At 70.8% G+C, this 24944-nt stretch carries 19 protein-coding genes; 3 read left to right on the top strand and 16 right to left on the bottom strand.

Annotated features, from left to right (window positions below; all coding sequences use genetic code 11):
- The first annotated feature begins 55 nt into the window (after window positions 1–55).
- Complete coding sequence (locus ACT26F_RS05195; protein ID WP_471669432.1) at window positions 56–1432, top strand: helix-turn-helix transcriptional regulator; 1377 nt, start codon at window positions 56–58, stop codon at window positions 1430–1432.
- A 14-nt stretch (window positions 1433–1446) separates the two neighbouring features.
- On the opposite strand, the gene ACT26F_RS05190 is transcribed toward ACT26F_RS05195, so the two are convergent.
- A complete protein-coding gene (locus ACT26F_RS05190) occupies window positions 1447–2277 on the bottom strand; it encodes a pseudouridine synthase (RefSeq protein ID WP_471671653.1) in 831 nt (276 codons plus the stop codon).
- Window positions 2278–2451: 174 nt separating this feature from the next.
- On the opposite strand from ACT26F_RS05190, the gene ACT26F_RS05185 reads away from it, so the two are divergent.
- Both ACT26F_RS05185 and ACT26F_RS05180 read left to right on the top strand, forming a co-directional pair.
- The gene (locus ACT26F_RS05185) at window positions 2452–3648 is read left to right on the top strand and encodes an HNH endonuclease signature motif containing protein (RefSeq protein ID WP_471669431.1); all 1197 of its coding nucleotides are present in this window, start codon (window positions 2452–2454) and stop codon (window positions 3646–3648) included.
- A gap of 37 nt (window positions 3649–3685) precedes the next feature.
- On the top strand, window positions 3686–4270 hold the full coding sequence (locus ACT26F_RS05180) for a dihydrofolate reductase family protein (protein WP_471669429.1): 585 nt from the start codon (window positions 3686–3688) through the stop codon (window positions 4268–4270).
- 20 nt (window positions 4271–4290) lie between these two features.
- Here ACT26F_RS05180 and glsA read toward each other — a convergent pair whose 3' ends face one another.
- The 15 genes from glsA to ACT26F_RS05105 all read right to left on the bottom strand — a co-directional run bounded on the left by glsA (window position 4291) and on the right by ACT26F_RS05105 (window position 24874).
- The gene (gene glsA, locus ACT26F_RS05175) at window positions 4291–5448 is read right to left on the bottom strand and encodes a glutaminase A (RefSeq protein WP_471669428.1); all 1158 of its coding nucleotides are present in this window, start codon (window positions 5446–5448) and stop codon (window positions 4291–4293) included.
- The gene (der, locus tag ACT26F_RS05170; protein WP_471669427.1) at window positions 5448–6770 is read right to left on the bottom strand and encodes a ribosome biogenesis GTPase Der; all 1323 of its coding nucleotides are present in this window, start codon (window positions 6768–6770) and stop codon (window positions 5448–5450) included. Before der ends, glsA begins: the two co-directional genes overlap by 1 nt.
- Before the next feature lie 42 nt (window positions 6771–6812).
- Window positions 6813–8717, bottom strand: coding sequence for an ABC transporter ATP-binding protein (locus tag ACT26F_RS05165; RefSeq protein WP_471669426.1), 1905 nt, complete (start codon window positions 8715–8717; stop codon window positions 6813–6815).
- The gene (locus tag ACT26F_RS05160; protein WP_471669425.1) at window positions 8714–10447 is read right to left on the bottom strand and encodes an ABC transporter ATP-binding protein; all 1734 of its coding nucleotides are present in this window, start codon (window positions 10445–10447) and stop codon (window positions 8714–8716) included. The genes ACT26F_RS05165 and ACT26F_RS05160 overlap by 4 nt, the downstream gene beginning before the upstream one ends.
- 4 nt (window positions 10448–10451) lie before the next feature.
- Window positions 10452–11825 (bottom strand): GntP family permease, encoded by a 1374-nt coding sequence (locus tag ACT26F_RS05155; protein ID WP_471669424.1) that lies wholly within the window; start codon window positions 11823–11825, stop codon window positions 10452–10454.
- A complete protein-coding gene (locus ACT26F_RS05150; protein ID WP_471669423.1) occupies window positions 11822–12331 on the bottom strand; it encodes a gluconokinase in 510 nt (169 codons plus the stop codon). Before ACT26F_RS05150 ends, ACT26F_RS05155 begins: the two co-directional genes overlap by 4 nt.
- Before the next feature lie 54 nt (window positions 12332–12385).
- Window positions 12386–13969: a signal recognition particle protein gene (gene ffh, locus ACT26F_RS05145; RefSeq protein WP_471669422.1), complete on the bottom strand. Its 1584-nt coding sequence runs from the start codon at window positions 13967–13969 to the stop codon at window positions 12386–12388.
- A gap of 11 nt (window positions 13970–13980) precedes the next feature.
- The gene (locus tag ACT26F_RS05140) at window positions 13981–16236 is read right to left on the bottom strand and encodes a [protein-PII] uridylyltransferase (RefSeq protein WP_471669421.1); all 2256 of its coding nucleotides are present in this window, start codon (window positions 16234–16236) and stop codon (window positions 13981–13983) included.
- A 41-nt stretch (window positions 16237–16277) separates the two neighbouring features.
- The gene (locus ACT26F_RS05135; RefSeq protein ID WP_412903658.1) at window positions 16278–16616 is read right to left on the bottom strand and encodes a P-II family nitrogen regulator; all 339 of its coding nucleotides are present in this window, start codon (window positions 16614–16616) and stop codon (window positions 16278–16280) included.
- Between the two features lie 19 nt (window positions 16617–16635).
- Window positions 16636–17895, bottom strand: a complete 1260-nt coding sequence (locus ACT26F_RS05130) for an ammonium transporter (RefSeq protein WP_471669420.1) — start codon at window positions 17893–17895, stop codon at window positions 16636–16638.
- A gap of 145 nt (window positions 17896–18040) precedes the next feature.
- Window positions 18041–19207 (bottom strand): signal recognition particle-docking protein FtsY, encoded by a 1167-nt coding sequence (ftsY, locus tag ACT26F_RS05125; protein WP_471669419.1) that lies wholly within the window; start codon window positions 19205–19207, stop codon window positions 18041–18043.
- Complete coding sequence (gene cydC, locus ACT26F_RS05120) at window positions 19204–20823, bottom strand: thiol reductant ABC exporter subunit CydC (protein WP_471669418.1); 1620 nt, start codon at window positions 20821–20823, stop codon at window positions 19204–19206. The genes ftsY and cydC overlap by 4 nt, the downstream gene beginning before the upstream one ends.
- Entirely contained in the window at window positions 20820–22415 is a 1596-nt protein-coding gene (gene cydD / locus ACT26F_RS05115; protein WP_471669417.1) for a thiol reductant ABC exporter subunit CydD, read from the bottom strand. The genes cydC and cydD overlap by 4 nt, the downstream gene beginning before the upstream one ends.
- Before the next feature lie 4 nt (window positions 22416–22419).
- Complete coding sequence (cydB, locus tag ACT26F_RS05110) at window positions 22420–23427, bottom strand: cytochrome d ubiquinol oxidase subunit II (RefSeq protein WP_471669416.1); 1008 nt, start codon at window positions 23425–23427, stop codon at window positions 22420–22422.
- A gap of 13 nt (window positions 23428–23440) precedes the next feature.
- The gene (locus ACT26F_RS05105) at window positions 23441–24874 is read right to left on the bottom strand and encodes a cytochrome ubiquinol oxidase subunit I (RefSeq protein WP_471669415.1); all 1434 of its coding nucleotides are present in this window, start codon (window positions 24872–24874) and stop codon (window positions 23441–23443) included.
- Between the last annotated feature and the right edge of the window lie 70 nt (window positions 24875–24944).

The following is a 24944-nucleotide window of genomic DNA, read 5'->3' as shown; positions in this document are numbered from 1 at the left end:
GAGATTCAGGGAAAACCCCGGACCGTGCCGGGCGATGCCGTGCCACGATGAATGGGTGACCCGTTCGGATCCGCGGGGACTCCGCGGCCTGGCGCCGCTCCTGCTCCTGAGCCTCGTCGTCGTCATGGTCGCCCTCGGGCTGGCCCGAGGGATCTGGCTCGCCAATCTGCACAACGGCCTGCTGGCCCTGGCCCTAACGGCCGTGGGAGCCTACGTGCTCTTCGAGCGTCCCCGGCACCGTGAGGGACTGCTGCTCCTGAGCGCCGGCGTGGTCGAGGGCGTCATGTTCCTCGGCCGTCAGGTGGGCCACGCGCCCGACCCGGGGACGAGTCCATGGTGGGGCTGGCTGGGCGTGTGGCCCCTCGTCGTCGCGGTGGCGCTCACGACGTTCGCGGTGATCCACTTCCCCGACGGCCGGCTGCCTTCCGCTCGCTGGCGACCGGTGGTGGCGGTCGTCGTGGCGCTGACGGTGGTCTGCGCCACGCTCTCGGCGACCTGGCCGGTCGGCTACGCGTCGGTCGGCGTGGTCACGCCCCATCCGATCCATGCCACCACACCCCCGTTCGTGGCCAACGTCTGGTCCGCGATCGCGCATCCGACGTTCTTCGCGTTCCAGGCCCTGTGGGTGCTCGCCCTCGTGGCGCGGTGGCGGTCGTCGGACGGCCACGTCCGGCGCCAGGTGGCGTGGCTCGTCGGAGCTGCGGCGATCTCGATCGCGGCGCTCGTCACGGGCCTGGCGATCTGGCACACGCCGGTGCCCGGACTCTTCGCCGCCACGCTCATTCCGGTGACCGCCGGATGGGCGATCGTCCACGGTCAGCACCTCGCCTCCTACTCCGCGCTGACCTGGCTGTCCCGCACGGGGTCCGGTTCCCAAGACCTGCCCACCGACATCGCCACGGCGGCCGCGCAGGCCACCTCAGCGGCTGGAGCCACCCTGTGGATGGGCTCCGAACAGGACCTCCATGCCGTGGGGGTGTGGCCCGAGACCGGCGAGGACGTCCCTCCGAGCAGTCTGGCGACCCTGCTCGGCTCGCCCGACCTCCACGTGCGTGCCGTGTCGAGCGGCGGTGCCGTGGTCGGAGCCCTGACCCTCGACCGGTCCGGGTCGGGGCGGCTCTCCCGCGCCGAGGACCGGCTCCTCGACGACCTCGCCGCCCAGGCCGCACTCGTGATCGACCACCTCACCGTCTCGGACGTGATCGCCCGCCAACGCCGGGCCGGTCATCTCGAAGGTCTCAGCCCTCGTGAGCGCGACGTCCTGGAGCTCATGGCGCGCGGTCTCTCGAACGCGGCCATCTGCGACGAGCTGCACCTGAGCATCAAGACGGTGGAGCCCATCGTCAGCGCGATCTTCACGAAGCTCGAGCTCCATCCCGATGCCACCAGCAATCGCCGCGTCCTCGCGGTCCTGGCCTTCGTGCGCACCTGACCACCGATCGACCGTCACACGTCGTCGTCCGAGCCCAACGGGAACGTCAACCGGCTGACGAACCGGCGCTCGGCGCCGTCCACCGGATCGGTGAACGCGAGCTCGCTCGCGAGCAGCTGGAGGGGGTGGGAGAAGTCGTCCACCGACACGTCGACGACCGTCGGGTAGAGCGGGTCGCCGACGATCGGACTCCCGAGGCTGGCCAGGTGGAAGCGCAGCTGGTGCGTGCGGCCCGTCGTCGGCGAGACCTTGTAGACGGCGAGGTCGCCGAGCCGCGACTCCATCTCGATCACGGTCTCCGCGTTGACCGGGGCGTCGGGGACGACCTCGGCGCGGAGCGCGCCACGGTCCTTGCGCAGATGGTTGCGGACCACGACCGGCGACTCGAGCGCCTCCTGCCACGGCGCGAGGGCGCGGTACGTCTTCTGCACCTGCCGCTGCTCGAAGAGCGACTGGTAGGGCCCGCGCCAGCGACGCTCGGTCGCCAACACCAGAACGCCGGAGGTCACCCGATCGAGTCGATGCAGCGGAGTGAGCTCGGGCAGGTCGAGTTCGGCGCGGAGCCGCACGACGACGCTCTGCAGCACGTGCCGGCCGCGCGGGATCGTCGAGAGGAAGGCCGGCTTGTCGACGACGACGAGCCTGTCGTCGCGGTGCAGCATGCCGATCCTGCCGGGGACCTCGACCTCCTCGCGCAGGTCGCGGTGGAACCAGACGAAGGTGTGCGGCGCGTAGGGGTCGTCCTCCCTCACCGGCGACAGGTCGTCGTAGACGAATCGTTCGTGCCTGACCATGTCGAGCACGTCGGCATGCGCCGCCATCCGGTGCTCGAGCCATGCGGACATCGTCGGCCACGGCGCGCCCTGCGGGTCCCGATCGGGCGTCCGCATCCACGCCGCCGCCAGCCCGTGACGGGGCGGCAGTGGAGATCGCGGGGGCACGACCTCGATCCTAGGTGCGCGAACGAGCCGATCCACCGTCGCACGAATTCTGTCGGTGGGGCTCACTAGATTGGGTGCATGGCTTCGGAGCTCGACGGACTGTGCGACCTGGCGCGGCGTCGCCGCGCCGTCGGCGAGTTCGAGGAGTGGGCGTTCGTGGCGGACCACCACGAGCGTCGCGTCGCGCAGATCGACCGGTCCGACGAGATCGCGCTGTCGAAGGAACTGGCGCGCCGTGAGGTCACCCTCGACCTCGCGCGCGGCCTGCGCGTGACGGAGGCCCGAGTGTGGGCGATCGTCTCGGACGCCGCCACGCTGCGCGAGCGGACGCCGCGCGTGTGGGCGGCCTTCGAGGTCGGTGACATCGACGCGGCCCGAGCGGCGGCGATCGCCGACTGCGCCGAGCGGCTGCGGGATCCCGCCAGCTGGGCCCGGCTCGAGAACACCGCGCCCGCCTACGCGGCCGAGCACACCGTCGGTGAGCTGCGGGCGTGGTTGCGGCGGCTGCGGGCCCGGCTCGAACCCGAGCAGACCGCCGCCGAGACCGCGCGGGCGGTCGACGAGCGGCGCGTCGCGGTGAACCACAACGACGACGGCACGTCCTGGCTGTACGCGCTGCTGCCGACGGGCGTCGCGATCGCGGCCGCCGATCGACTCCGTCGCGCGGCGAAGGCATTGCCACCGGTCGATCCGGACACCGGTGAGATCGACGGGCGCACCCGTGACCAGAAGCAGGCCGACCTGCTCGGTCACTGGCTCACCAGCTGCACCGGCACCGAGACCGAGATCCGCGCCGAGATCGCCATCTCGATCCCCGCGAGCGACCTGATCGGACTGACCGACGGACCCGGCTTCACCCGCGACGGCGAACCGCTCGGCAACGCCTGGATCCGCGAGCTCGCGCAGTCCGAACACACGGTGTTCCGACGGTTGGTGCTCGACCCGGTCGGCGAGGTCCTCGACACGACCGTCCTGGCCTACCGACCTCCCGAGTCTCTCCGACAGGCCCTGCGCTGGCGCGACGGCACCTGCCGCGTCGCCGGGTGCCGAGCACCGGTGTACGAGACCGACCTCGACCACGCGAAGGCCTACGACTCAGGCGGCGAGACCGTCGGCCGGAACCTCCGATGCCTGTGCCGAAAGCACCACAACATGAAGTCGCATGGTCACCTCGACGACCACCACCTCGACCCGCCGACCCGGCACGTCGAGCGATACCACTCGTACCCACCGGCCACCGTCGTGTGCGACTTCTACATCGCACGATCCGCGTGATGGCGGGGTGCCGGCGCGCTGTGGCACGGTGGAATCCATGGGTGGACGAAAGCTCGTTCTCTACACGCTGACCTCGCTCGACGGGGCGGTCGACCGACCCGGCGCCTACTTCCCGGACGACCAGGTCGACCACCACGGGGCGCCGGCTCTCGATCCGGTGCTCGCGTCGTTGGAGGCGGCCATGACGGACCGCCAGGATGCGGTGCTGCTCGGCCGGAACACCTACGACGAGTGGTCGGGATACTGGCCGACCTCGCAGGAGCAGCCCTTCGCCGACTTCATCAACGGGGTGCGCAAGTACGTCGTGACGTCGACGGCGCTGACCCGCGGGTGGGGCGAGGTCGAGACGTTCAGTGGAGCACTGCGCGAGATCATCGCCGAGCTCGTGGCCCGGCCCGGCGGCGACATCGGGGTCCACGGCAGCATCCAGCTCGCGCAGTCGTTGCTCGCCGACGGTCTGGTCGACGAGCTGCACCTGGCTGTAGGTCCGACGCTCGATCCCTCGGGACGCCGACTCTTCTCCGACGTCCAGGCGCTCCGCCGGCTGCGGCTCGTGAGCGCGGCGCCGACGCCCAACGGGTCCGTCTGGCTGACCTACGACCTGAGCTCGACCGGCGGGTGACCGGGCGGCCAGCCGCCTGATCAGTCGCGGATGATCGAGACGGCGAGCCCGTCCAGCTCCAGACGCCGCCCGGCCTCGGCGGCCATCCGCCGCCCGACGTCGGTGACCTCGTCGACCCGCGAGAGGTCGAAGCGGACCTGCGGTGTCGTCGGCGGGTTGTCGACCAGGTGGCCGATGAGCGACTCGGCGCTCGCGAACAGCAGGTCGCCCTGCAGGACGTACGTCGTGACGTCGCCCTCGACCCGCACCTCGTGCAGCGCCGACCGCGACGGACGTCCCGGGTTCATCAGGTGCATGCCCATATCCTGCGACAGCCGGCGCATCATCGCGACGCCGCGCGCGCTGTTGCCGTGGCCGTCCAGCGACGGCGAGAACACGGCAATGCCCACCTGGCCGGGAAGGACGCCGATGATCCCTCCGGAGACTCCACTCTTGGCCGGGATCCCGACCGTGCTGAGCCAGTCGCCGGCAGCGTCGTACATGCCGCACGTCGTCATGACGCTGAGCACCTGGCGCACGGTCTGCTCCGACATGAGCACCTCGCCCGTGCGCGGCTGGACGCCACCATTGGCCAGCGTCGCCGCCATCACGGCCAGGTCGGTCACGTCCACGAGCAGCGAGCACTGCCGCACGTAGCCGCGGACCGCCGCGACCGGATCGGAGACGATGCCGTGGGCGGCCATCAGGTGCGCCAGCGCGAGGTTGCGGTGCGTCGTGCCCAGCTCGGACTCGAACACCGTCTCGTCGACCGCCAACGGTCGCCCGGCCAGCCGGGAGGCGAAGTCGGCGAACTCGTCGAACGAGCCGACGAGGGCATGCGTCGCGATCGCGCCCGCGTTCACCATCGGGTTGCGCGGATGCCCCGTCTGCGGATCCAGCGAGACCTCGTTGAACGCCTCCCCCGACGGCTCGACGTCGATCGTGTCGAGGACGGCCTTCAGGCCCAGCTTCTCGATGGCCAGCGCGTAGGCGAACGGCTTGGACATCGACTGGATCGTGAACCGGTGGGCGTCGTCGCCCGCGGCATGCACGGCGTCGTCGACCGTCGCGAGGGCCAGTGCCGCCAGCGACGGATCCGCGCCGGCGAGCTCGGGGATGTAGTCCGCGGGCGCGCCGTCGGTGACGTCAGCGCAGGCGTCGAGGACCTCGGCAAGATAGTCCGGGACGGGCGAGCGCATCAGCGGCGCTCGCGCTTCTTCCTCGGACGCTGCTGCAGGTGGATGGGGCTGCCGACGAAGCCGAACTCCTCGCGCAGCCGCCGCTCGATGAACCGCAGGTAGCCCGCCTCGAGCTTGCCGGACGTGAACAGCACGAAGGTCGGCGGCGCGGTGGACGCCTGCGTGCCGAACAGGATCTTGGGCTGCTTGCCGCCGCGGACCGGGTGCGGGTGCTCCGACACGAGCCGGCCCAGGAACGCGTTCAGCGCGCCGGTGGACACGCGGGTCTCCCAACCCTCGAGCGCGGCATCGAGCGCACGCACGAGGCGGTCGATGTGCCAGCCGGTGCGGGCGGCGACGTTGATCCGCGGCGCCCACGGGATCTGCACGAGATCACGCTCGATCTCACGCTCGAGGTAGAAGCGGCGCTCGTCGTCGACGAGGTCCCACTTGTTGAAGGCCAGCACGACGGCGCGGCCGGTCTCCTCGATCGAGTTCAGGATCCGCAGGTCCTGCTCGGAGATGGACTCGCTGGAGTCGATCACCATGACCGCGACCTCGGCGCGTTCGATCGCGGCGGAGGTGCGCAGGCTCGCGTAGTACTCGTGGCCCGACGCCGTCTTGACGCGCTTGCGGATGCCGGCGGTGTCGATGAAGACCCACTCGCGACCTCCCAGCTGGACGATCTCGTCGACCGGATCGACGGTCGTGCCCGAGGCGTTGTCGACGACGACGCGCTCCTCGCCGGCGAACTTGTTGAGCAGGCTGGACTTGCCGACGTTTGGCTTGCCGACGATCGCGACGCGACGCGGACCGCGGACCTCCTCGTAGTCCTCCTCTGGCGCCTCGGGCAGCGCCTCGAGGATCGCGTCGAGCAGGTCACCGCTGCCACGGCCGTGCAGCGCCGAGACGGCGTACGGCTGGCCGAGGCCCAGGTTCCACAGCGCACCGGCCTCGAGCTCGGCCTTCTGGTCGTCGACCTTGTTCGCCGCGACGACCACGGGCTTGCCCGACGCGCGGAGCAGCTTGACGACCTTGTCGTCGATGTCGGTGGCCCCGACCCGCGCGTCGACGACGAACAGGATCGCGTCGGCGACCTGGATCGCGACCTCGGCCTGGGCGGCGATGCGCTCGGCCATGCCCTTCGCATCGGGGTCCCAGCCGCCGGTGTCGACGACGGTGAACGCCCGCCCGTTCCACACCGCGTCGTAGGAGACGCGGTCGCGGGTCACGCCCGGGATGTCCTCCACGACGGCCTCACGGCGTCCGATGATGCGGTTGACCAAGGTCGACTTGCCGACATTGGGACGTCCGATGACGGCGAGAACAGGCTGGGTGGACACCCTGCCAGCCTATCGGGCGGACGGAACCCCGGACGCCACGCGCTACCGGCCGCCCACCGGCTCGGCGAACTGGGCCGCGTAGAGGCGCTGGTAGGCGCCCCCGGCGGCGATCAGCTCGTCGTGGGTGCCCTGCTCCACGATGTGCCCGGCCTCCATCACCACGATCAGGTTCGCGTCGCGGATCGTGGAGAGTCGGTGCGCGACGACGAAGCTCGTCCGACCCGCGCGCAGCCCCTCCATCGCGGTCTGCACGAGCGCCTCGGTGCGGGTGTCGACCGAGCTCGTGGCCTCGTCGAGCACGAGGATCGCCGGGTCCGCCAGGAACGCGCGCGCGATCGTCAGCAGCTGGCGCTGGCCGGCGCTGACTCCCCCGCCGTCGTCGCCGATCACCGTGTCGTACCCGTCGGGCAGCGTCCGGACGAAGTGGTCGACCGAGGCAGCCTTCGCCGCCGCGAGGATCTGCTCCTCCGTCGGGTCGTCGGCGCCGTACGCGATGTTCTCGCGGATCGTGCCGGTGAACAGCCACGTGTCCTGCAGCACGACACCGAAGTCGTCGCGCAGCTCGCGCCGGCTCATCTGCGCGATGTCGACGCCGTCGAGCGTGATGCGGCCGCCGTTCAACTCGTAGAAGCGCAGCAGCAGGTTGGTGAGCGTGGTCTTGCCCGCCCCCGTCGGTCCGACGATCGCGACGGTCTGACCGGGCTCGGCGACCAGCGACAGGTCCTCGATGAGCGGCTCGTCGGTGTACGAGAAGTCGACGTGGTCGAACACGACCCGGCCGCGCAGCGGGTCCGGGTGCGGGGCGTCCTGGGCATCGGGCGACTCGCGCGTCTGGTCGAGCAGCGCGAACACCCGCTCGGCCGACGCCATCCCCGACTGCAGCAGGTTCACCATGGACGCGACCTGGGTGAGCGGCTGCGTGAACTGGCGCGAGTACTGGATGAAGGCCTGCACCGAGCCGATCGACAGCGAGCCCGACGCGACCTGCAGGCCACCCACGACGGCGACCAGCACGTAGTTCAGGTTCGACACGAACATCATGAGCGGCTGGATCACGCCCGAGATGAACTGCGCCTTGAACGCCGCGCCGAACAGCGCGTCGTTCGTGCCGTCGAACTTCTCCTGGGCGGCCTCCTGGCGGCCGAACACCTTGACCACCTCGTGGCCCGTGAAGGACTCCTCGACGTGGGCGTTCAGCCGTCCGGTCTGGCTCCACTGCGCGATGAACTGCGGCTGGGAGCGCTTCATGACCAGACCCGTGATGACCGCCGCCACCGGGATCGTCACGAGGGCGATCACAGTGAGCAGCGGCGAGATCCACAGCATCATCGCGACGGTGCCGACGACGGTGAGGATGCTCGTGATCAGCTGGCTGAGCGTCTGCTGCAGCGACTGCGCGAGGTTGTCCAGGTCGTTCGTCGTGCGGGACATGATCTCGCCGCGCTCCTGGCGGTCGAGGTACGACAGCGGCAGGTGGTTCAGCTGCTCCTCGACGTCGTTGCGCAGGTCGGCGACCATCCGCTGCACGACGGTCGTGGCGAGCACGCCCTGCAGCCACATGAACAGCGAGGCGACGAGGTAGATGACCGACACGATGGCCAGGATCGACGCGAGCAGGCCCATGTCGATGCCGTGGCCGGGGTTGAGGTTCAGGGAGGCGACCATGTCGGCCATCTGGTCCTGACCGTCGGCGCGCAGCCCCGCCACGACCTCGTCCTGCGTCGACCCAGCGGGGAACTGGCTCGAGACGAAGCCGTCGAAGATCACGTCGGTCGCGTGGCCGAGCACCTTCGGCCCGGTGACCGAGAGCGCGACACCCAGGACGCCGAACGACAGCAGCCCCCACACCTTCGTGCGGTCGCGCAGCAGCCGCCGCATGACGCGCCGAAACGTCGCCTTGAAGTCGGTCGCCTTCGCCGGCTGCTGGGGGCTTCCGCGCCAGCTCATGACGCCTCCTCCTCGGACAACTGGGACAGGACGATCTCGCGGTAGACCCCGCAGTCGGCCATCAGGCTGTCGTGCGTGCCGGTGCCGACGACGTGTCCCTCGTCGAGCACGACGATCCGCTCGGCGTGCCGGATCGTGCTGATCCGCTGGGCGACGATCACGACGGCCGCGTCCTGCGTGACGGGTCGCAGCGCCGCCCGCAGTGCCGCGTCGGTGGAGTAGTCGAGCGCCGAGAACGAGTCGTCGAACAGGTAGACCCGTGGTCGCTTCACGATCGCCCGCGCGATCGCCAGGCGTTGGCGTTGACCACCGGAGAAGTTGGTGCCGCCCTGTGACACGGGGGCGTCGAGGCCCTCGGGCAGGGACCGCACGAAGTCCTCGGCCTGCGCGATCCGCAGCGCGTCCCACAGCTCGTCCTCGGTCGCGTCGACCTTGCCGAACCGCAGGTTGCTCGCGATCGTGCCCGTGAACAGCAGCGCCTTCTGCGGGACGAGGCCGAGGCTGGCCCACACGTCGGCCGGGCGGACGTCGCGTACGTCGTGCCCGTCGATCGCGACGCGGCCGGCCGTCACGTCGAACAGGCGCGCGACCAGGCCGAGCAGAGTCGTCTTGCCGCTGCCGGTCGAGCCGACGATGGCCGTCGTCTCGCCGGGCCGGGCCACGAACGACACGCCCTCGACGACGGGCTGCTCCGCACCGGGATACGAGAAGCTCGCGTCCTCGACGTCGACGCGACCGCCGATCAGGTCGATCGGGGCCACGTCGGGCCGCAGATCGATCGCGGGCTCGGTCTCGAGCACCTCCATGATCCGCTCGGCCGACACCTCCGAGCGCGGCCACAGCATGAACATGAAGGTCGCCATCATGACGGCCATGAGGGTCTGGATCAGGTACTGCTGGAACGCGGTGAGCTGACCGATCTGCAGGTCACCGGCACCGACGCGCGCGGCGCCCCACCACAGCACGAGCACGACCGACAGGTTCATGATCCCCATCAGGAGCGGGAAGAACGTGCTCATGAGCCGGCCCACGGCCACCGCGACCTCGCGGTTCGCCTCGTTCGCGTCGCCGAAGCGCTGGGCCTCGCGGTCCTCGCGGACGAACGTGCGCACGACGCGGACGCCGGTGATCTGCTCGCGCATGATCTGGTTGAGCGAGTCGATGCGTCCCTGCATGACCCGGAACAGCGGCCGCATCCGGCGGATGATGAGGGCCAGGCTGATCAACAGGACGGGCAGCACGACGAGGAAGACCGCCGAGAGCGGCACGTCCTCGCGCAGCGCCATGACGAGGCCGCCGATGCCGGTGATGGGCGCCGCGACGAGCATCGTCAGGCCCATGAACAGCAGCAGCTGGACCTGCTGGACGTCGTTGGTGTTGCGGGTGATGAGGGTCGGCGCCCCGAACGTGGCGATCTCCTGGCTCCCGAAGGACTCGACCCGGGAGAACACGCCCGCGCGCAGGTCGCGGCCGACGGCCATCGCGACGCGCGAGCCGATGTAGACGGCGATCACGTTGCACACCACCTGCACGACCGTCACGGCCAGCATGAGCGCGCCGACGCGCAGGATGTAATCGGTGTCGCCCTGCGTCACGCCCTGGTCGATGATGTCGGCGTTGAGGCCCGGCAGGTACAGGGTCGCGAGGGTCTGGACGAGTTGGAAGAAGCACACGACCAGCACGGGCCACCGGTAGGGGCCCAGATACCGGCCCAGCAGGGCGATCAGCACCTGATCACACTACGAGGCCGAGCAACAGGACACAGATGAGACCCGCCACGGAGAGCACGGTTTCCATGAGCGACCACGTCTTGATCGTCTGGCCGACGGACATGCCGAAGTACTCCTTCACGAGCCAGAAGCCGGCGTCGTTGACGTGGCTGAAGAACACCGAGCCGGCGCCGATCGCCAGCACGAGCAACGAGACCTCGGGGGTGCTGAGCCCTTCGGCCAGCGGTGCCATGATGCCCGACGCGGTGACGGTGGCGACGGTCGCCGACCCGGTCGCGAGACGGATCAGCACGGCCACGATCCACGCGAGCACGAGCACCGAGAAATCGGTGTCCTCGGCCCACTCGGCGATGACCTGGGCGATGCCCGTGTCGACGAGGGTCTGCTTGAAGCCGCCGCCGGCGCCGACGATGAAGACGATGCCCGCGATCGGGCCGAGCGAGGCGCCGACGCTGTCCATGATCTTCTGCCATTCCATGCCGCCGGCGCGGCCCAGCGTGAACATCGCCACGAGGACGGACAGCAGCAACGCGATCAGCGGCGTGCCGATGAAGTCCAGGGTCGACCGCAGCAGGCCCTCGGCGTCGACGATGTCGGCCACCGTCTTGGCCAGCATCAGCACGACCGGCAGCAGCACCGTGGCGAACGTCAACCCGAACGACGGCCGCGTGCCGCCCCGGTCCTCCTCGTCGGCGGCGAACAGCTCCGGGGTCGGGACGTCGACCCAGCGGTCGGCGACCTTTGCGAAGAGCGGGCCGGAGACGATGATCGTCGGGATCGCGACGAGGACGCCGAGCGCGAGCGTGAGGCCGAGGTCCGCGCCGAGGGCGTCGACGGCCACGAGCGGTCCGGGATGCGGGGGCACGAACCCGTGCATCGCCGACAGGCCCGCGAGCGCCGGGATGCCCAGCGAGATGAGCGACTTCCCGGAGCGGCGCGCGACCAGGAAGATCACGGGCATCAGCAGGACGAGGCCGATCTCGAAGAACATCGGCAGCCCGATCAGCGCACCGATGCCCGCCATCGCCCACGGCAGCATGCGGTCCGACGACTTGCCGATGATCGTGTCGACGATCTGGTCGGCTCCCCCGGAGTCGGCGAGCAGCTTGCCGAACATCGCGCCGAGCGCGATCAGCATGCCGACGCCCGCGACGGTCGTGCCGACGCCCGTGCTGAAGCTCGCGACCACGTCTTCCATGGGTCGACCGGCGATCGCGCCGACGACGAGCGATCCCAGCGTCAGGCTCAGGAACGGGTGCAGCTTCGCGACCGTGATCAGCACGACGATCACCGCGATGCCGATCAGGGCGGCGGCGATCAGCTGGCCCGTGCCGGCGACCGCCTCGGGCTGGTCGGCGAACGCGTACGTCGAGATCATGTGAGGTCCTCCTCGGTGCGCAACCAGACCAGGAACGCGGCCGCGATCATGTCCGGTGTGTCGGTGACGTCGAAGACGACGCCGTGCTCGTCGGGATCGAGCGGCTCGAGCGTCGCCTCCTGGGACTCCAGCAGGGAGACCGGCATGAAGTGCTCACGGCCCTGCATGCGCGACAGGATCAGCGCGTGGTCGCCCACGAGGTGCAGGAACGTCGTGCGCGGCGCGTGCTTCGTCAGCACGTCGCGGTAGACGCGGCGCAGGGCCGAGCAGCTGATGACGCCACCGGCCTCGTCGTGCTCGGCGAGCCACTGCCCGATCACGTCGAGCCAGGGCCAGCGGTCCTCGTCGGTCAGCGGTGTCCCCGCCGACATCTTGTCGATGTTCTCCTGCGGGTGGTAGTCGTCGCCGTCGGCGTAGCCGACGCCCGCCCGGTCGGCCACCGCGTGACCCACCGCCGACTTCCCCACCCCGGAGATCCCCATCACCACGACCAAAGGCGGCCTCATGATTCGGATGTTACGCAGGTCACACGGGCTTGGCCCGTCGAGCGGGACGTGACCTCAGAGCAGGTCGCGCAGTTCCTTCGGCAACTCGAAGTCGTCGGCGGCGGCCTGGTCGAAGCCGAAGGCGCCCGCACCCGCTGCGGGCTTGGCAGGCTCGACCTGCGCCGCGGCACGCTTGGCCGGGTTGCCGGAGACGCGCTTGCCCTTCTTGTTCTTGACCTGCTTGGGCTGGCGGGCACCGGCACGCTTGCCACCGCCGAGTCCGGGCATCCCGGGCATTCCGGGGACGCCGCCACCCTGGGCCATCCGCTGCATCATCTTGGCGGCCTCGAAGAACCGGGAGACGAGCTGGTTGACGTCGCTGACCTGCGTGCCCGAGCCACGCGCGATGCGGGCGCGCCGCGATCCGTCGATGATCTTGGGGTTGTCACGCTCGGCGGGCGTCATCGACCGGATGATCGCCTTGATCTTGTCGATGTCCTTGTCGTCGAAGTTGGCCAACTGGTCCTTGAACTGGCCCATGCCCGGCAGCATGCCGATCATCTTCGACATCGAGCCGAGCTTCGACAGCTGCTCCATCTGCGCCAGGAAGTCGGCCAGCGTGAACGAGCCGCCGGCGACCTTCTCGGCGGCCTTGGCGGCCTCGTCGGCGTCGAAGGCCTTCTCGGCCTGCTCGATCAGGGTGAGCATGTCGCCCATGTCGAGGATGCGCGAGGCCATGCGGTCGGGGTGGAAGACGTCGAACTCGTCGAGCTTCTCGCCCGTCGACGCGAACATGATCGGCCGGCCTGTGACCGAGCGGACCGACAGGGCCGCGCCGCCGCGCGCGTCGCCGTCGAGCTTGGAGAGCACGACGCCGGTGAAGTCGACGCCCTCGAGGAACGCCTCGGCGGTGCCGACGGCGTCCTGGCCGATCATCGCGTCGATGACGAACAGCACCTCGTCGGGGTTCGTCGCCGCCCGGATGTCGGCGGCCTGCTTCATCAGCTCGGCGTCGATCGCCAGCCGGCCGGCGGTGTCGATGACGACGACGTCGTGCAGCGAGCGACGGGCCTCCGCGACCGCGTCGCGGGCGACCTGGACGGGATCGCCGATGCTCTGGGTGCCCGATGCCGACTGGCCCGGGGAGGACTGCGCCGTGCCGACGTTGCCGGCCTCGGGCGCGAACACCGTGACGCCGGCCTGCTCCCCGACGACCTTCAGCTGCGTGACGGCATTGGGTCGCTGCAGGTCCGCCGCGACGAGCATCGGCGAGTGGCCCTGCTCCTTGAGCCAGCGGCCGAGCTTGCCGGCGAGCGTCGTCTTGCCCGCACCCTGCAGGCCCGCGAGCATGATGACGGTGGGCGGGTTCTTGGCGTACCGGATCCGGCGGGTCTCGCCACCGAGGATGCGCACCAGCTCGTCGTTGACGATCTTGATGACCTGCTGGGCGGGGTTGAGCGCCTGGCTGACCTCGGAGCCGCGAGCGCGCTCCTTGACGTTGGCGACGAACTCGCGCACGACGGGCACGGCCACGTCGGCGTCGAGCAGCGCGACGCGGATCTCGCGGGCGACCGCGTCGATGTCGGCCTCGGACAGCTTGCCCTTGCCACGGAGTCCCTTGAATGCCGACTGGAGCCGGTCCTGCAGCGAATCGAACATAGGCCTCAAGCCTAGCCGAGCGCCATGTGCAGGGCGGCGCGCAGTTCCTGTGCCGGCTCGTCGTACAGCGCGAGGTTCTCGCCGTCGGTGACGTAGAAGACGTCCCGCACCTCGTCGCCGTACGTCGTGACGTGCGCGGAGCGGATGTGGTGGCCGAGGCTGGAGATCGTGTGGCACACCGTCCACATCAGTCCACGCCGGTCGAGGGCGCGAACCTCCAGCAGGGTCGCGGTCTGCTCCATCGCGTCCAGCACCGTCACCCGCGGCTCGTACTCGTCGCGCGCGAGCGAGTACGACAACCTCGCGGCGAGGTCGAGGCGACCGTCGAGCGCGGGGCGCATCCGCTCGGTCAGGGCGACCGCGTCCACGTCGGGGCGGGTCACCTCCCACAGCGAGGCCGCCGCGTCGCCCACCGTGACGATGCGGCACGAGCGGATGTTGAGACCCGACACCGTGAGCCCGCCCGCCAGATCGGCCAGCACGCCCGGACGGTTCGCCGAGATGATCGTCAGCAGCGAGCCCTCGTGGTGCGGTTCGGCGGCCAGCGTGAAGTCGTGCGGCCCCATGGCACCCGCCGCCGGCAGGGGGATGCTCGGCGGCCAGCCCGTGTAGTCGGCCGGCGCCTGCGGCGTCTCCCCGCGCAGGTGGACGCGCACCTTCTCGACGAGCCCCTCGATGAGGCCCCGGCGCCAGTCGGTCCAGGCCGACGGGCCGGTGGCGAGCGCGTCGCATGCCGTGAGCGCCGCCAGCAGGTCGAGGAAGTCCTCGGTCTCGACGAGCTCGGCGACGTTGGCCGCCGTGACCGGGTCCTCGATGTCGCGACGGGTCGCGATCGTCGGCAGCAGCAGGTGATGGCGTACGAGCAGGCCGATCGTGCGGGCGTCCGCCGCGTCGAAGCCCCAGCGCAGCGCCACCTCGGCGGCCATCGGCTCGCCCACCTCGCTGTGGTCGCCGGACAACGCCTTGCCGACGTCGTGCAGGATCCCGGCGGCGGCGAGCAGGTCGGGCCGCGCGACGTGGCGGTTCAGCTCGTCGGCGTTGACGCACGCCTCGAGGCTGTGCCGGTCGACCGTGTAGCGGTGCACCGGCGAGGACGAGCCGCGCAGCCGGATGCCGCCCCATTCGGGCAGGAACGTGTCGACGAGTCCCGCGAAGTCCAGCTGGAGCCACACCGGGACGAGCCGGCGGCCCGTCGAGAGCAGGTCCACGAGCCAGCGATGGGTCGACGCGGCGAACGGCTCCTGCCCCCACTCGACGTCGCGGGCGAGCCGGTTCAGCGAGGCCTCGTTGATCGGCTGCTCGCGTCGGGCCGCGACGGCCGCCGTGCGGAACAGCAGCTCGGGGTCGCCGGCGGGATCGGCGTCGGCCGTCAGCACGATCTCGCCGTCGAGCGCACCCACCCCGGCCGCGAGGCGCTCGATGACCGGTCCACTGCTGCCGAGCCGGCGGTGCGGGTCGCGGGCGACGACGTCGATGCGCCGCCAGGCGCGGGCGACGAGGTGGTCGAGCCGGCGCCCGACGTCGCGCACGTGCAGGTCGAGGTCGACCGGCGCGAGCTCGAGCCGCGCGGCGATCTCGGGGATCAGGTCGGGCAGCAGGCGGTCGTTGCGGCGTCCGCCCACCTCGTGCAGGACATCCCGCACGTCGAGCAGCTCGTCGGTCAGCTGGGCGACGTCGACCGCGGGGACGTCGACGAGCCACGTCGCGGCGATCGCGCGCATCAGTACGGCGTCACGCAGCCCGCCGCCGGAGCTCTTGAGGTCGGGGACGGCCTCGTAGGCGAGCCAGCCCGAGCGGCCGAGCCGGGCGTCGCGGTCCGCGCGCACGGCCGCCAGGTGCCGCTTGGCATCGCGGCGCCAGCCGGTCAGGACGGTCGACCGCAGCGCGACGACGACTCCCCCGTCACCGGCGACCAGGCGCGCGTCGATGACCCCCATCGCGACCCGGAAGTCCTCACGGGCGAGCTCGGCCATCTGGTCGAGCGACCGGACCGACTGGTCGATCGGCACCTTCGCGTCCCACAGCGCCGTCCAGAGGCGGCCGGCGATCGCGTCGACCTCGTCGGCGGCGACGTGTCCGGCGTGGACCAGGACGACGTCCACGTCGCTGTGCGGCGACAGCAGGCCGCGACCGTAGCCGCCGAGGGCCACGAGGGCCAGACCCGTCTCGTGATCGGAGGCGACGGCCTCGAACGCCTCCTGCAGGAGCCGGTCGGTCGCCTCGGTCCGCTCACGGCGGGCCTGCGCCAGCTGCTCGCGTACGTCCACGGCCCCCACCCTAGGGCGGGGGCCGTGGAGCGGTACGACGATCAGAGCGCCGCTTCGTCGGTCTCGCCGGTGCGGACCCGGACGACCGAGTCGACCGGGATGACCCACACCTTGCCGTCGCCGATCTTGCCGGTCTGGGCCGCCGACGTGATCGTCGCGACGACCCCCTCGACGTCCGCGTCGTCCACGACGACCTCGAGGCGGATCTTGGGCACGAGGGAGACGTCGTACTCGGCGCCGCGGTAGACCTCCGTGTGGCCCTTCTGCTGGCCGTAGCCACTGGCCTCGGTGACGGTCATTCCGGCCACGCCCGACGCGGCGAGCGCCTCACGGACCTCTTCCCACTTGTGCGGCTTGATCACTGCGGTCACGAGCTTCATGGTGGTGATTCTCCCGTTCTCAGAGGATGCCGCCGGAGGTACCGGCGATGTCGTAGGCGGACTCTCCGTGCTCGGCGAAGTCGATGCCGTTCGTGACCTCGTCCTCGTCCTCGACGCGCCAGCCGATCGTGTACTTGATCGCGAGGGCGATGATCGTCGTGAAGACGCCGGTCCACGCCATCGCGATGAGCGCGGCCATCGTCTGGTTGCCGAGCGAGCCGAGACCGCCACCGTAGAACAGACCGTCGATGCCGCCGGGCGCGGACGCCGAGGAGACCAGGCCGATCAGCAGCGTGCCCACGAGGCCGCCGACGAGGTGGACGCCCACGACGTCGAGCGAGTCGTCGAGGCCGAACTTGAACTTCACGCCGACCGCCCAGGCGCACAGACCGCCCGCGACGACGCCGATCACGATCGCACCGACGATCGTCACCGCGCCACAGGCCGGGGTGATCGCGACGAGACCCGCGACGATGCCGGACGCGGCGCCGAGCGAGGTGGCCTTGCCGTGCAGGATCCGCTCGACGACGAGCCAGGCCAGCAGGGCCGCCATGGTCGCGATCGTCGTGTTCATGAAGGTCACGCCCGTCTCGGACATGAACTGGGCGATGTCCTTCTCGCCGCCGTCGCCCTCGACGAAGACGATCGAGCCGACGTTGAAGCCGTACCAGCCGAACCACAGCAGGCCCGCGCCGATCATCGTGAGCGGCAGGTTGTGCGGGCGCATCTGCTCCCTGGGCCAGCCGACCCGCTTGCCGATGATGAGGGCGAGGATGCCGCCGGCCAGACCGGCGTTGATGTGCACGACGGTGCCGCCGGCGTAGTCCTGCGCCGGGAAGTGGTCGAGGATGAAGCCGCCGCCCCACACCATGTGCGAGAGCGGGAAGTAGCACAGCGTGACCCACAGGGGCACGAAGACCATCCAGGCCGAGAACTTGACGCGGTCGGCGATCGCGCCGGAGATGAGCGCCGCGGTGATGATCGCGAACGTCATCTGGAAGGCGACCGCGATGAACGACGTGGACTCCACGTCCTTGAGCCCGAACAGGGTGAACGGGTTCGCGAAGAGCTTGCCGTCACCGGTCGAGCTGTACGACATCGACCAGCCCCACAGCACGTAGACGATGCCCACGACCGCCGCGGCGCCGTAGGACATCATCATCATGTTGAGCACCGACCGCGCGCGGGTCATGCCGCCGTAGAAGAGCGCGAGCGCAGGCACCGTCATCATCAGCACGAGGGCCGTCGCCACGATCATAAAGGCGTAGTAGCCGTCCATCTGGCCTCCAGAAGTGTTCGTCGGGCGCCCGGTGGCGCTCCGGTGCCACTTTCGCCGTCGTGGGTTTCGGCCAGAGGCGGCTCACATGACGGCGCCGTGACAGATCCCGCCGCCGCGTTACGGGCGTGTTACGCCGCCCGATGACTCACGCGAGCAGCGCGTCGACGAACTCCTCGGCGTCGAACGGGGCCAGGTCGTCGGGACCCTCGCCGAGACCGACGAACTTGACCGGCACGCCCAGCTCGCGCTGGACGGCGATCACGATGCCGCCCTTGGCGGTGCCGTCGAGCTTCGTGAGCACGACGCCCGTGACGTCGACGACCTCGCCGAAGACCCGCGCCTGGGTCAGGCCGTTCTGGCCCGTGGTGGCGTCGATGACGAGCAGCACCTCGGTGACGGGCGCCTGCTTCTCGACGACGCGCTTGACCTTGCCCAGCTCGTCCATGAGGCCGGACTTGGTGTGCAGGCGGCCGGCGGTGTCGATGAGGACGACGTCCGTGCCGTGCGTGATGCCCTCCTTGACGGCCTCGAAGCCGACGCTCGCCGGATCGGCACCCTCGTCGCTGCGGACGACGGGCACGCCCACGCGGGCGCCCCACGTCTCGAGCTGGTCGGCGGCCGCGGCGCGGAACGTGTCGGCGGCACCGAGCAGGACGGAGCGCTCCTCGGCGACGAGGACGCGCGCGAGCCGGCCGACCGTCGTGGTCTTGCCGGTGCCGTTGACGCCGACGACCAGCACGACGCCCGGCAGCGAGTCGTCGCCCGTGCTCTTCAGGGTGCGGTCGAGGTCGCGGCCGACGAGCCCGATGAGCTCCTCGCGCAGGATCTCCTTGGCCGCCGCGGCGTCCTTGACGCCCTCGGCGCCCAGCCGGGCGCGCAGGTGCTCGACGAGCTCGGTCGTGGGCGCGACGCCCACGTCGGCTGCCAGCAGGGTGTCCTCGATCTCCTCCCACTGCTCGTCGGTGAGGTCGCCGCCACCGAGCAGCGCGAGCAGTCCCTTGCCGAGGCTCGACTGCGAGCGCGCGAGCCGCGAGCGCAGCCGCGCGAGTCGGCCCTGGGGCGACTCGGGACGCTCCACGGCGGGGGGCTCGACGACCGGCGGCTCCTCGACGAGGACCCCGGCCTCGAGCTCCTCGACCTCGTCGAGATCAACCTCGCGCAGCTCGGGATGCTCGATCTCGCGCTCGGTCAGCTCGTCCATCACGTCTGGCGGCGGCAGCTCGCGACGCCTCGAGCCGAAGTACAGGCCGATTCCGGCGCCGACGACGACGATGGCGACCGCGAGCAGGATGAGCAGAGTCGTGGTGGTCACCCGACCACCCTAGTGGCGCTCCCCCGGCCCACGAGGGTCACCACGGCGCCGAATCGGGCGAGCACCGACGGCGAGTGGCTGATGACGACGAGGCTGCGGCCGCCGGGTCCCGCGAGCGAGAGCACGTCCGCCATGAGGGCGTCGGCCGTCGGTCCGTCGAGATGCTCGGTCGGCTCGTCCAGGACGAGGATCCGGTGGTCGCCGAGCAGCAGCCGGGCCAGGCACAGCCGCTGGCGCTCGCCGCCGGAGAGCCGGCCCCCGTGCTCGCCCACCTTCGTGTCGAGCCCGTCGGGAAGGTCGTCGACCGCGCCGAGCAGTCCGGCCGACGCGAGCGCCGACCGCATGGCGGCGTCGGACGCCTCCGGGTCCGCGATGCGCAGGTTCTCGCGGATCGTCGTGTCGAAGACGACGTCGTCCTGGCCGAGGTAGCCGATGCGCGACCGCACGTCGGCGGCGGCGAGCGCGTCGATCGGGACGCCGCCGAGGCGCACCGAGCCGCCGAACGTGGGCAGCAGCCGCAGCAGCGCATACGCGAACGTCGACTTGCCGACGCCGCTCGGGCCCGTGATCGCGACGATGCCGCCCTCCGGCAGGCTCACGTCGACCGGCTCGGTGAGCGGACCGGTCCACCCGGCCAGCAGTGCCTCGACCTCGAGATCGAACCGGTCGGGCAGCGCACGTGGGTCCACCGGGTCGACCACCGGGGTCGGCAGCGCCGCGATCGCGGCGACCCGGGCGGCGGCCGCCTCGACGTCGGGGCGCGTCCGCTCGGCCTCGGCCCAGCCGTCCATCGGCTCGGCGAGCGCGATCGGCGCGAGCAGCACGACGCCCACGACGACCGGGTCCAGTCCGGCCGACCACGCGGCCAGGACCGCCACCACGGCGCCGGTGACGGCCAGTACGACCGCGGACCCGAGGCCACCCACCCGGGCTCCGCCGATCTGGGCCGTACCCGCTTCGCTCGTGGCGGCCTGCGCGCGGTCGCGGGCGGCGCCCGCCGCCCCGGCGGCGACGATCTCGCGCGCGGCGACGGCGGCTGCCGCGACCTCGGCCGCGAGCCGCCCCTGGGCCGCGGCCCGCGCGCCACTGCCGGCGCCGACGCGGGCGACGGTGAGCCGCAGCCCCAGCGCGCACGTCCCGGCGCCGGCGAGGATCACGGCGCCGGAGCGCACGTTGATGCCCGCGACGACGCCGACGACGACCGCAGCGGCCGTCAGACCGACCCACCACGGCAACCGCAGGCGCAGCAACCGGTCCTGCAGGCGGGTCACGTCGGCGACGACGCGGCTGACCAGGTCGCCACGGCGCAGGTCGCCCAGCCCGCCCGGCGCCGCCCGGTCGAGGTCGACGTACGTCGCGACGCGCTGCTCCACGGCGTCGGCGAGGGCGACGTCGTGGGTCGCGAGCCGCTCGACGTACCGCAGCACGGAGCGGGCGATGCCGAAGAAGCGCACCGACACGATCGCCACCATGAGGTAGAGCACGGGCGGCTGCTCGGCAGCCCGGACGATGAGCCACGCCGCGGCCAGCAGCAGGCCGATCGCCGCCAGCTGCGCGGCGATGCCCATCGCCACGCCGAATCCGAGCCGCGTGCGCCGCGAGTACTGCGGGCTCACGCCGCCACCTCCACGACCCGGTCGGCCGCGGCGATCGACTCGGGTCGGTGGGACACGACGAGCACGGAGGCCCCAGTCGCGCGCAAGGCGGCGAGCACGGCGGCCTCACGGTCGGCGTCGAGGCCGGCCGTCGGCTCGTCGAGCAGCACGAGCCAGGCTCCGCCTAGTCGCACCCGCAGCAGCGCCCGGGCGACCGCGAGCCGACGTCGCTCCCCCGCCGACAGGTCGGTCGTGCCCTCACGCACGACCCGTGTCGGGTCGAGGTCGAGTCCGGCCGCCGCGGCCGCCGCCGCGACGGCTTCCGGCGAGGCCTCCGGCCGTCCCAGCGCGACGTTCTCGGCGATTGTGCCAGCGATCAGGTGCGGGGTCTGCGGGACCCACGCGATCGCCTCGCGCCACGCCTCCACGTCGAGGTCGTCGAGTGAGGTCGGTCCCACGAGCACGGTGCCCTCGTCGAGTCGCTCGAAGCCGAGCAGGACGTCCAGCAGGGTCGACTTCCCGCCACCGGAGGGACCGACGACGGCGACGAACTCCCCCGGTTCCACCGTCAGGTCGTCGAGCATGAGCGACGGAACGGCCCGGCCCGGGTGGGTCAGCCGCGCGCCGCTCACCCGAACGGTCTCGGCCTGCCGCGGAGGCGGGACCGTCCCGCGATGGCGGTCGTGCTCGAGCAGGTCGAGCACCTCGGCCGTCGCTGTAGCCCCCTCGGTGCTGTCGTGGAACATCGTCCCGACACGGCGCACCGGCAGATACGCCTCCGGAGCGAGAAGCAGCACGACCATCGCGTCGCGCAGGCCCAGGTTCCCGTCGACGACGCGCAGGCCGACGCTCACCGCCACGAGCGCGACGGAGATCGTCGCGATCAGCTCGAGGACGAGCGAGGACAGGAACGCGAGCCGCAGCGCCCGCATCGACTCCTCGCGGTGCCGGGTGCCGACCTCGCGGATGCCCCGCTCCTGACGTCGTCCGAAGACCTTGAGCACCACGAGACCGTCGAGGACGTCCGCGAAGTGTCGCGCGAGCCGTTCCATCGCGACCCAGCGTCGCTCGACCTTGTCCCGGGTCAACAGGCCGACGAGGGCCATGAAGACGCCGATCAGCGGCAGGGTCACGACGATGATGAGCGCCGACAGCGGATCGACCCACGCCACGACGGCGATCACCGCGGCGGGCACCACGACGGCCAGTGCCAACTGCGGCAGGAACCGGCCGATGTAGCCGTCGAACGCGTCCATCCCCGGACCGAGCAGGGCGACCAGTCGCCCGCTCTCGGGGCGCGGCCCGACGCGGCGCGGATCGAGCAGGTCCGCCACGACCTCGGCCCGCAGTTGCGCCTTGACCCGGATCGCCGCCCGCTCGCTGACGACTCCGTGGATCCAGGCCACCCCCGCCCGCAGGAGGAAGGCGCCGGCGATGGCCACCGGGAACAGCAGCGCCGGCCCACCGTCGAAGCGACGCGCCACCACCTCGGCGACGCACCACGAGACGACGATCACGAGCACGGCCGTGAGCGCCCCGAGCACCACCGACCACACGAGGTGGCCGCGTACGGTGCTCGAGCGCCGGACGAGTCGGGGATCGAGCGGTCTCACGCGTTCAGTGTGCCGCGGACTCGGGGATGTGCTGGATCCCGATGCGCTTGCGGAACACCCAGTACGACCAGGCCTGGTAGGCCAGCACGATCGGCGTGAACACGAGGGCGACCCACGTCATGATCTTGAGCGTGTACGGCGTCGACGACGCGTTCGTCGTGGTCAGGCTGTTGGCCGCGTCGAGGGTCGAGGGCAGGACGTCGGGGAACAGCCCGACGAACAGCATCGCCACGACCAGCGCGATCGCGAGGGCCGTGCCGACGAAGGCCCAGCCGTCGCGGTCGACGAAGCTGGCCAGCAGGCCACCGACGAACGCCCCCGCGGCGAGCGCGCCGAGGATCCACACGGCCAGCTGGCCCTGGTCGAGTCCGGTCCACACGATGAACACGACCGCGAGCAGCGCCGCGACGACCCCGACCCGCTGGGCCAGCTCGTGCGCCCGCACCCGGATGTCGCCGACCGTCTTCAGCGCCACGAACACCGCGCCGTGCACGAGGAACACCGTCAGCGTCACGAGGCCGCCGAGCAGCGCGTACGGGTTCAGCAGGTTGAAGAACCCGCCGACGTACTCGTGCGACTCGTCCAGCGGGACACCGCGGACGATGTTCGCGAACGCCACGCCCCACAGCAGCGCCGGCACGAACGAACCGACGATGATGCACCAGTCCCAGCGCCGCTTCCACTCGGCGTCTTCACGCTTGCCGCGGTACTCGAACGCGACACCGCGGATGATGAGCGCCACGAGGATCAGGAACAGCGGGAGGTAGAAGCCGCTGAACAGCGTGGCGTACCACTCGGGGAACGATGCGAACAGCGCGCCGCCGCCGACCAGGAGCCACACCTCGTTGCCGTCCCAGACCGGGCCGATCGTGTTGACCAGGACGCGGCGCTCGCGCTCGTCCTTGGCGAGCACCCCGACGAGCATGCCGACGCCGAAGTCGAAGCCCTCGAGGACGAAGTAGCCGATGAACAGGACCGCGATGAGTCCGAACCAGAAGGTCGTCAGTTCCATGGTGGCGGTCTCCTCAGTACGCGAACGCCAGCGGGGCGTCGGAGTCGTCGTCGCGGGTGGTCGGCGGATTCGCGTCCGGCAGGCCCCTCGCGATGTAGGTGAGCAGCAGCTTGACCTCGACCACGGCGAGCGCACCGTAGAGCAGGGTGAAGCCGATCAGGCTCGTCCAGACCTGGGCTGCGGACACGCTGGGCGAGACGCCCGCCTCGGTGGGCATCAACCCGAACACGACCCAGGGCTGGCGGCCCATCTCGGTGAAGATCCAGCCGAACGAGTTCGCGAACAGCGGCAGGAACGGCAGCACGATCGCCGTGCGCAGCAGCCACCTGCCGGATCGGGTCGCACCGTCGGGCACGCGTCCCTTGCGCAGCGCCCACAGGATCCAGGCGCCGGCGGCCATCGCGACGAAGCCCAGGCCCATCATGAGCCGGAACGTCCAGTACGTGACGGGGATGTTCGGCGAGAAGTCCTTCAGGCCCGTGTCGGCGAACGTCGTGCGGTACTCCTCGTTGAGCGAGTTGATGCCGCGCACGGGCTCGTCGAAGCTGCCGGTGGCCAGCTGCGAGAGCAGGCACGGCACCTCGATGCTGAACAGCGGCTTCGAGCCGTCGAGAGTGCCGATCGTGAGGATCGAGAACGGGGCGCAACTGTCGGAGTCCTCGTAGAGCGCTTCGGCCGCGGACATCTTCATGGGCTGGACCTGCGTCATGATCTTGCCCTGCTCGTCGCCCGTGATGATCGTGCCGAGTCCGGCGATCAACAGCGTGACGGCGCCGATCTTCGCCGCGCTGCGGAAGGCGTCGACGTCCGTTCCCGGCCGGCGCAGCAGGTGCCAGACCGCGACGGCCGCGACGAACGCGCCGCCGACCATGAACGACGCGAACGCCTGGTGCGGGATCGTGACGAGCGCGACCTTGTTGGTCAGCACCGCCCAGATGTCGGTCAGCTCGGCCCGTCCGCGCTCCTCGTTGAAGGTGTAGCCGACCGGATTCTGCATGAACGAGTTGGCCGCGAGGATGAAGAACGACGAGATCAGCGTGCCGGCGGCCGCGATCCAGATCGTCGCGAGGTGCAGACCCGGCTTGATCCGGTCCCAGCCGAAGATCCAGATGCCCAGGAACGTCGACTCCAGGAAGAACGCCAGCAGGCCCTCCATCGCGAGCGGAGCGCCGAAGATGTCACCGACGAAGCGCGAGTAGCTGCTCCAGTTCATGCCGAACTGGAACTCCTGCACGATGCCGGTCACGACGCCCATCGCGAAGTTGATGAGGAACAACTTCCCGTAGAAGCGCGTCAGCCGAAGCCACTTCTCGTTGCCCGTGCGCCACCACGCCGTCTGCATGATCGCCACGAGGAAACCCATGCTGATCGTGATCGGCACGAACAGGAAGTGGTAGACGGTCGTGATGCCGAACTGCCACCGGGCCAGATCGAGTGCTGTGTCCACCACGGTTCCCTTCCGCTTCTTCGATCACCTCCGTGACCACTGGTGCGATCGTAGGCGCGGGCGGGGTCAC

The sequence above is a fragment of the Aeromicrobium sp. SP1 genome (assembly GCF_055663785.1).
Note: the sequence above shows the minus strand (reverse complement) of the source record. Positions and strands in the feature narration are given on the sequence as shown.

Excerpts from the sequence above, each read along its gene's own strand:
- ACT26F_RS05190 (WP_471671653.1), bottom strand. The coding sequence starts at position 2,277 with ATGTCCGCATGGCTCGAGCACCGGATGGCGGCGCATGCCGACGTGCTC.
- ACT26F_RS05185 (WP_471669431.1), top strand. The coding sequence starts at position 2,452 with ATGGCTTCGGAGCTCGACGGACTGTGCGACCTGGCGCGGCGTCGCCGC.
- ACT26F_RS05180 (WP_471669429.1), top strand. The coding sequence starts at position 3,686 with ATGGGTGGACGAAAGCTCGTTCTCTACACGCTGACCTCGCTCGACGGG.
- glsA (WP_471669428.1), bottom strand. The coding sequence starts at position 5,448 with ATGCGCTCGCCCGTCCCGGACTATCTTGCCGAGGTCCTCGACGCCTGC.
- ACT26F_RS05165 (WP_471669426.1), bottom strand. The coding sequence starts at position 8,717 with ATGAGCTGGCGCGGAAGCCCCCAGCAGCCGGCGAAGGCGACCGACTTC.
- ACT26F_RS05155 (WP_471669424.1), bottom strand. The coding sequence starts at position 11,825 with ATGATCTCGACGTACGCGTTCGCCGACCAGCCCGAGGCGGTCGCCGGC.
- ACT26F_RS05150 (WP_471669423.1), bottom strand. The coding sequence starts at position 12,331 with ATGAGGCCGCCTTTGGTCGTGGTGATGGGGATCTCCGGGGTGGGGAAG.
- ffh (WP_471669422.1), bottom strand. The coding sequence starts at position 13,969 with ATGTTCGATTCGCTGCAGGACCGGCTCCAGTCGGCATTCAAGGGACTC.
- ACT26F_RS05135 (WP_412903658.1), bottom strand. The coding sequence starts at position 16,616 with ATGAAGCTCGTGACCGCAGTGATCAAGCCGCACAAGTGGGAAGAGGTC.
- ACT26F_RS05130 (WP_471669420.1), bottom strand. The coding sequence starts at position 17,895 with ATGGACGGCTACTACGCCTTTATGATCGTGGCGACGGCCCTCGTGCTG.
- cydB (WP_471669416.1), bottom strand. The coding sequence starts at position 23,427 with ATGGAACTGACGACCTTCTGGTTCGGACTCATCGCGGTCCTGTTCATC.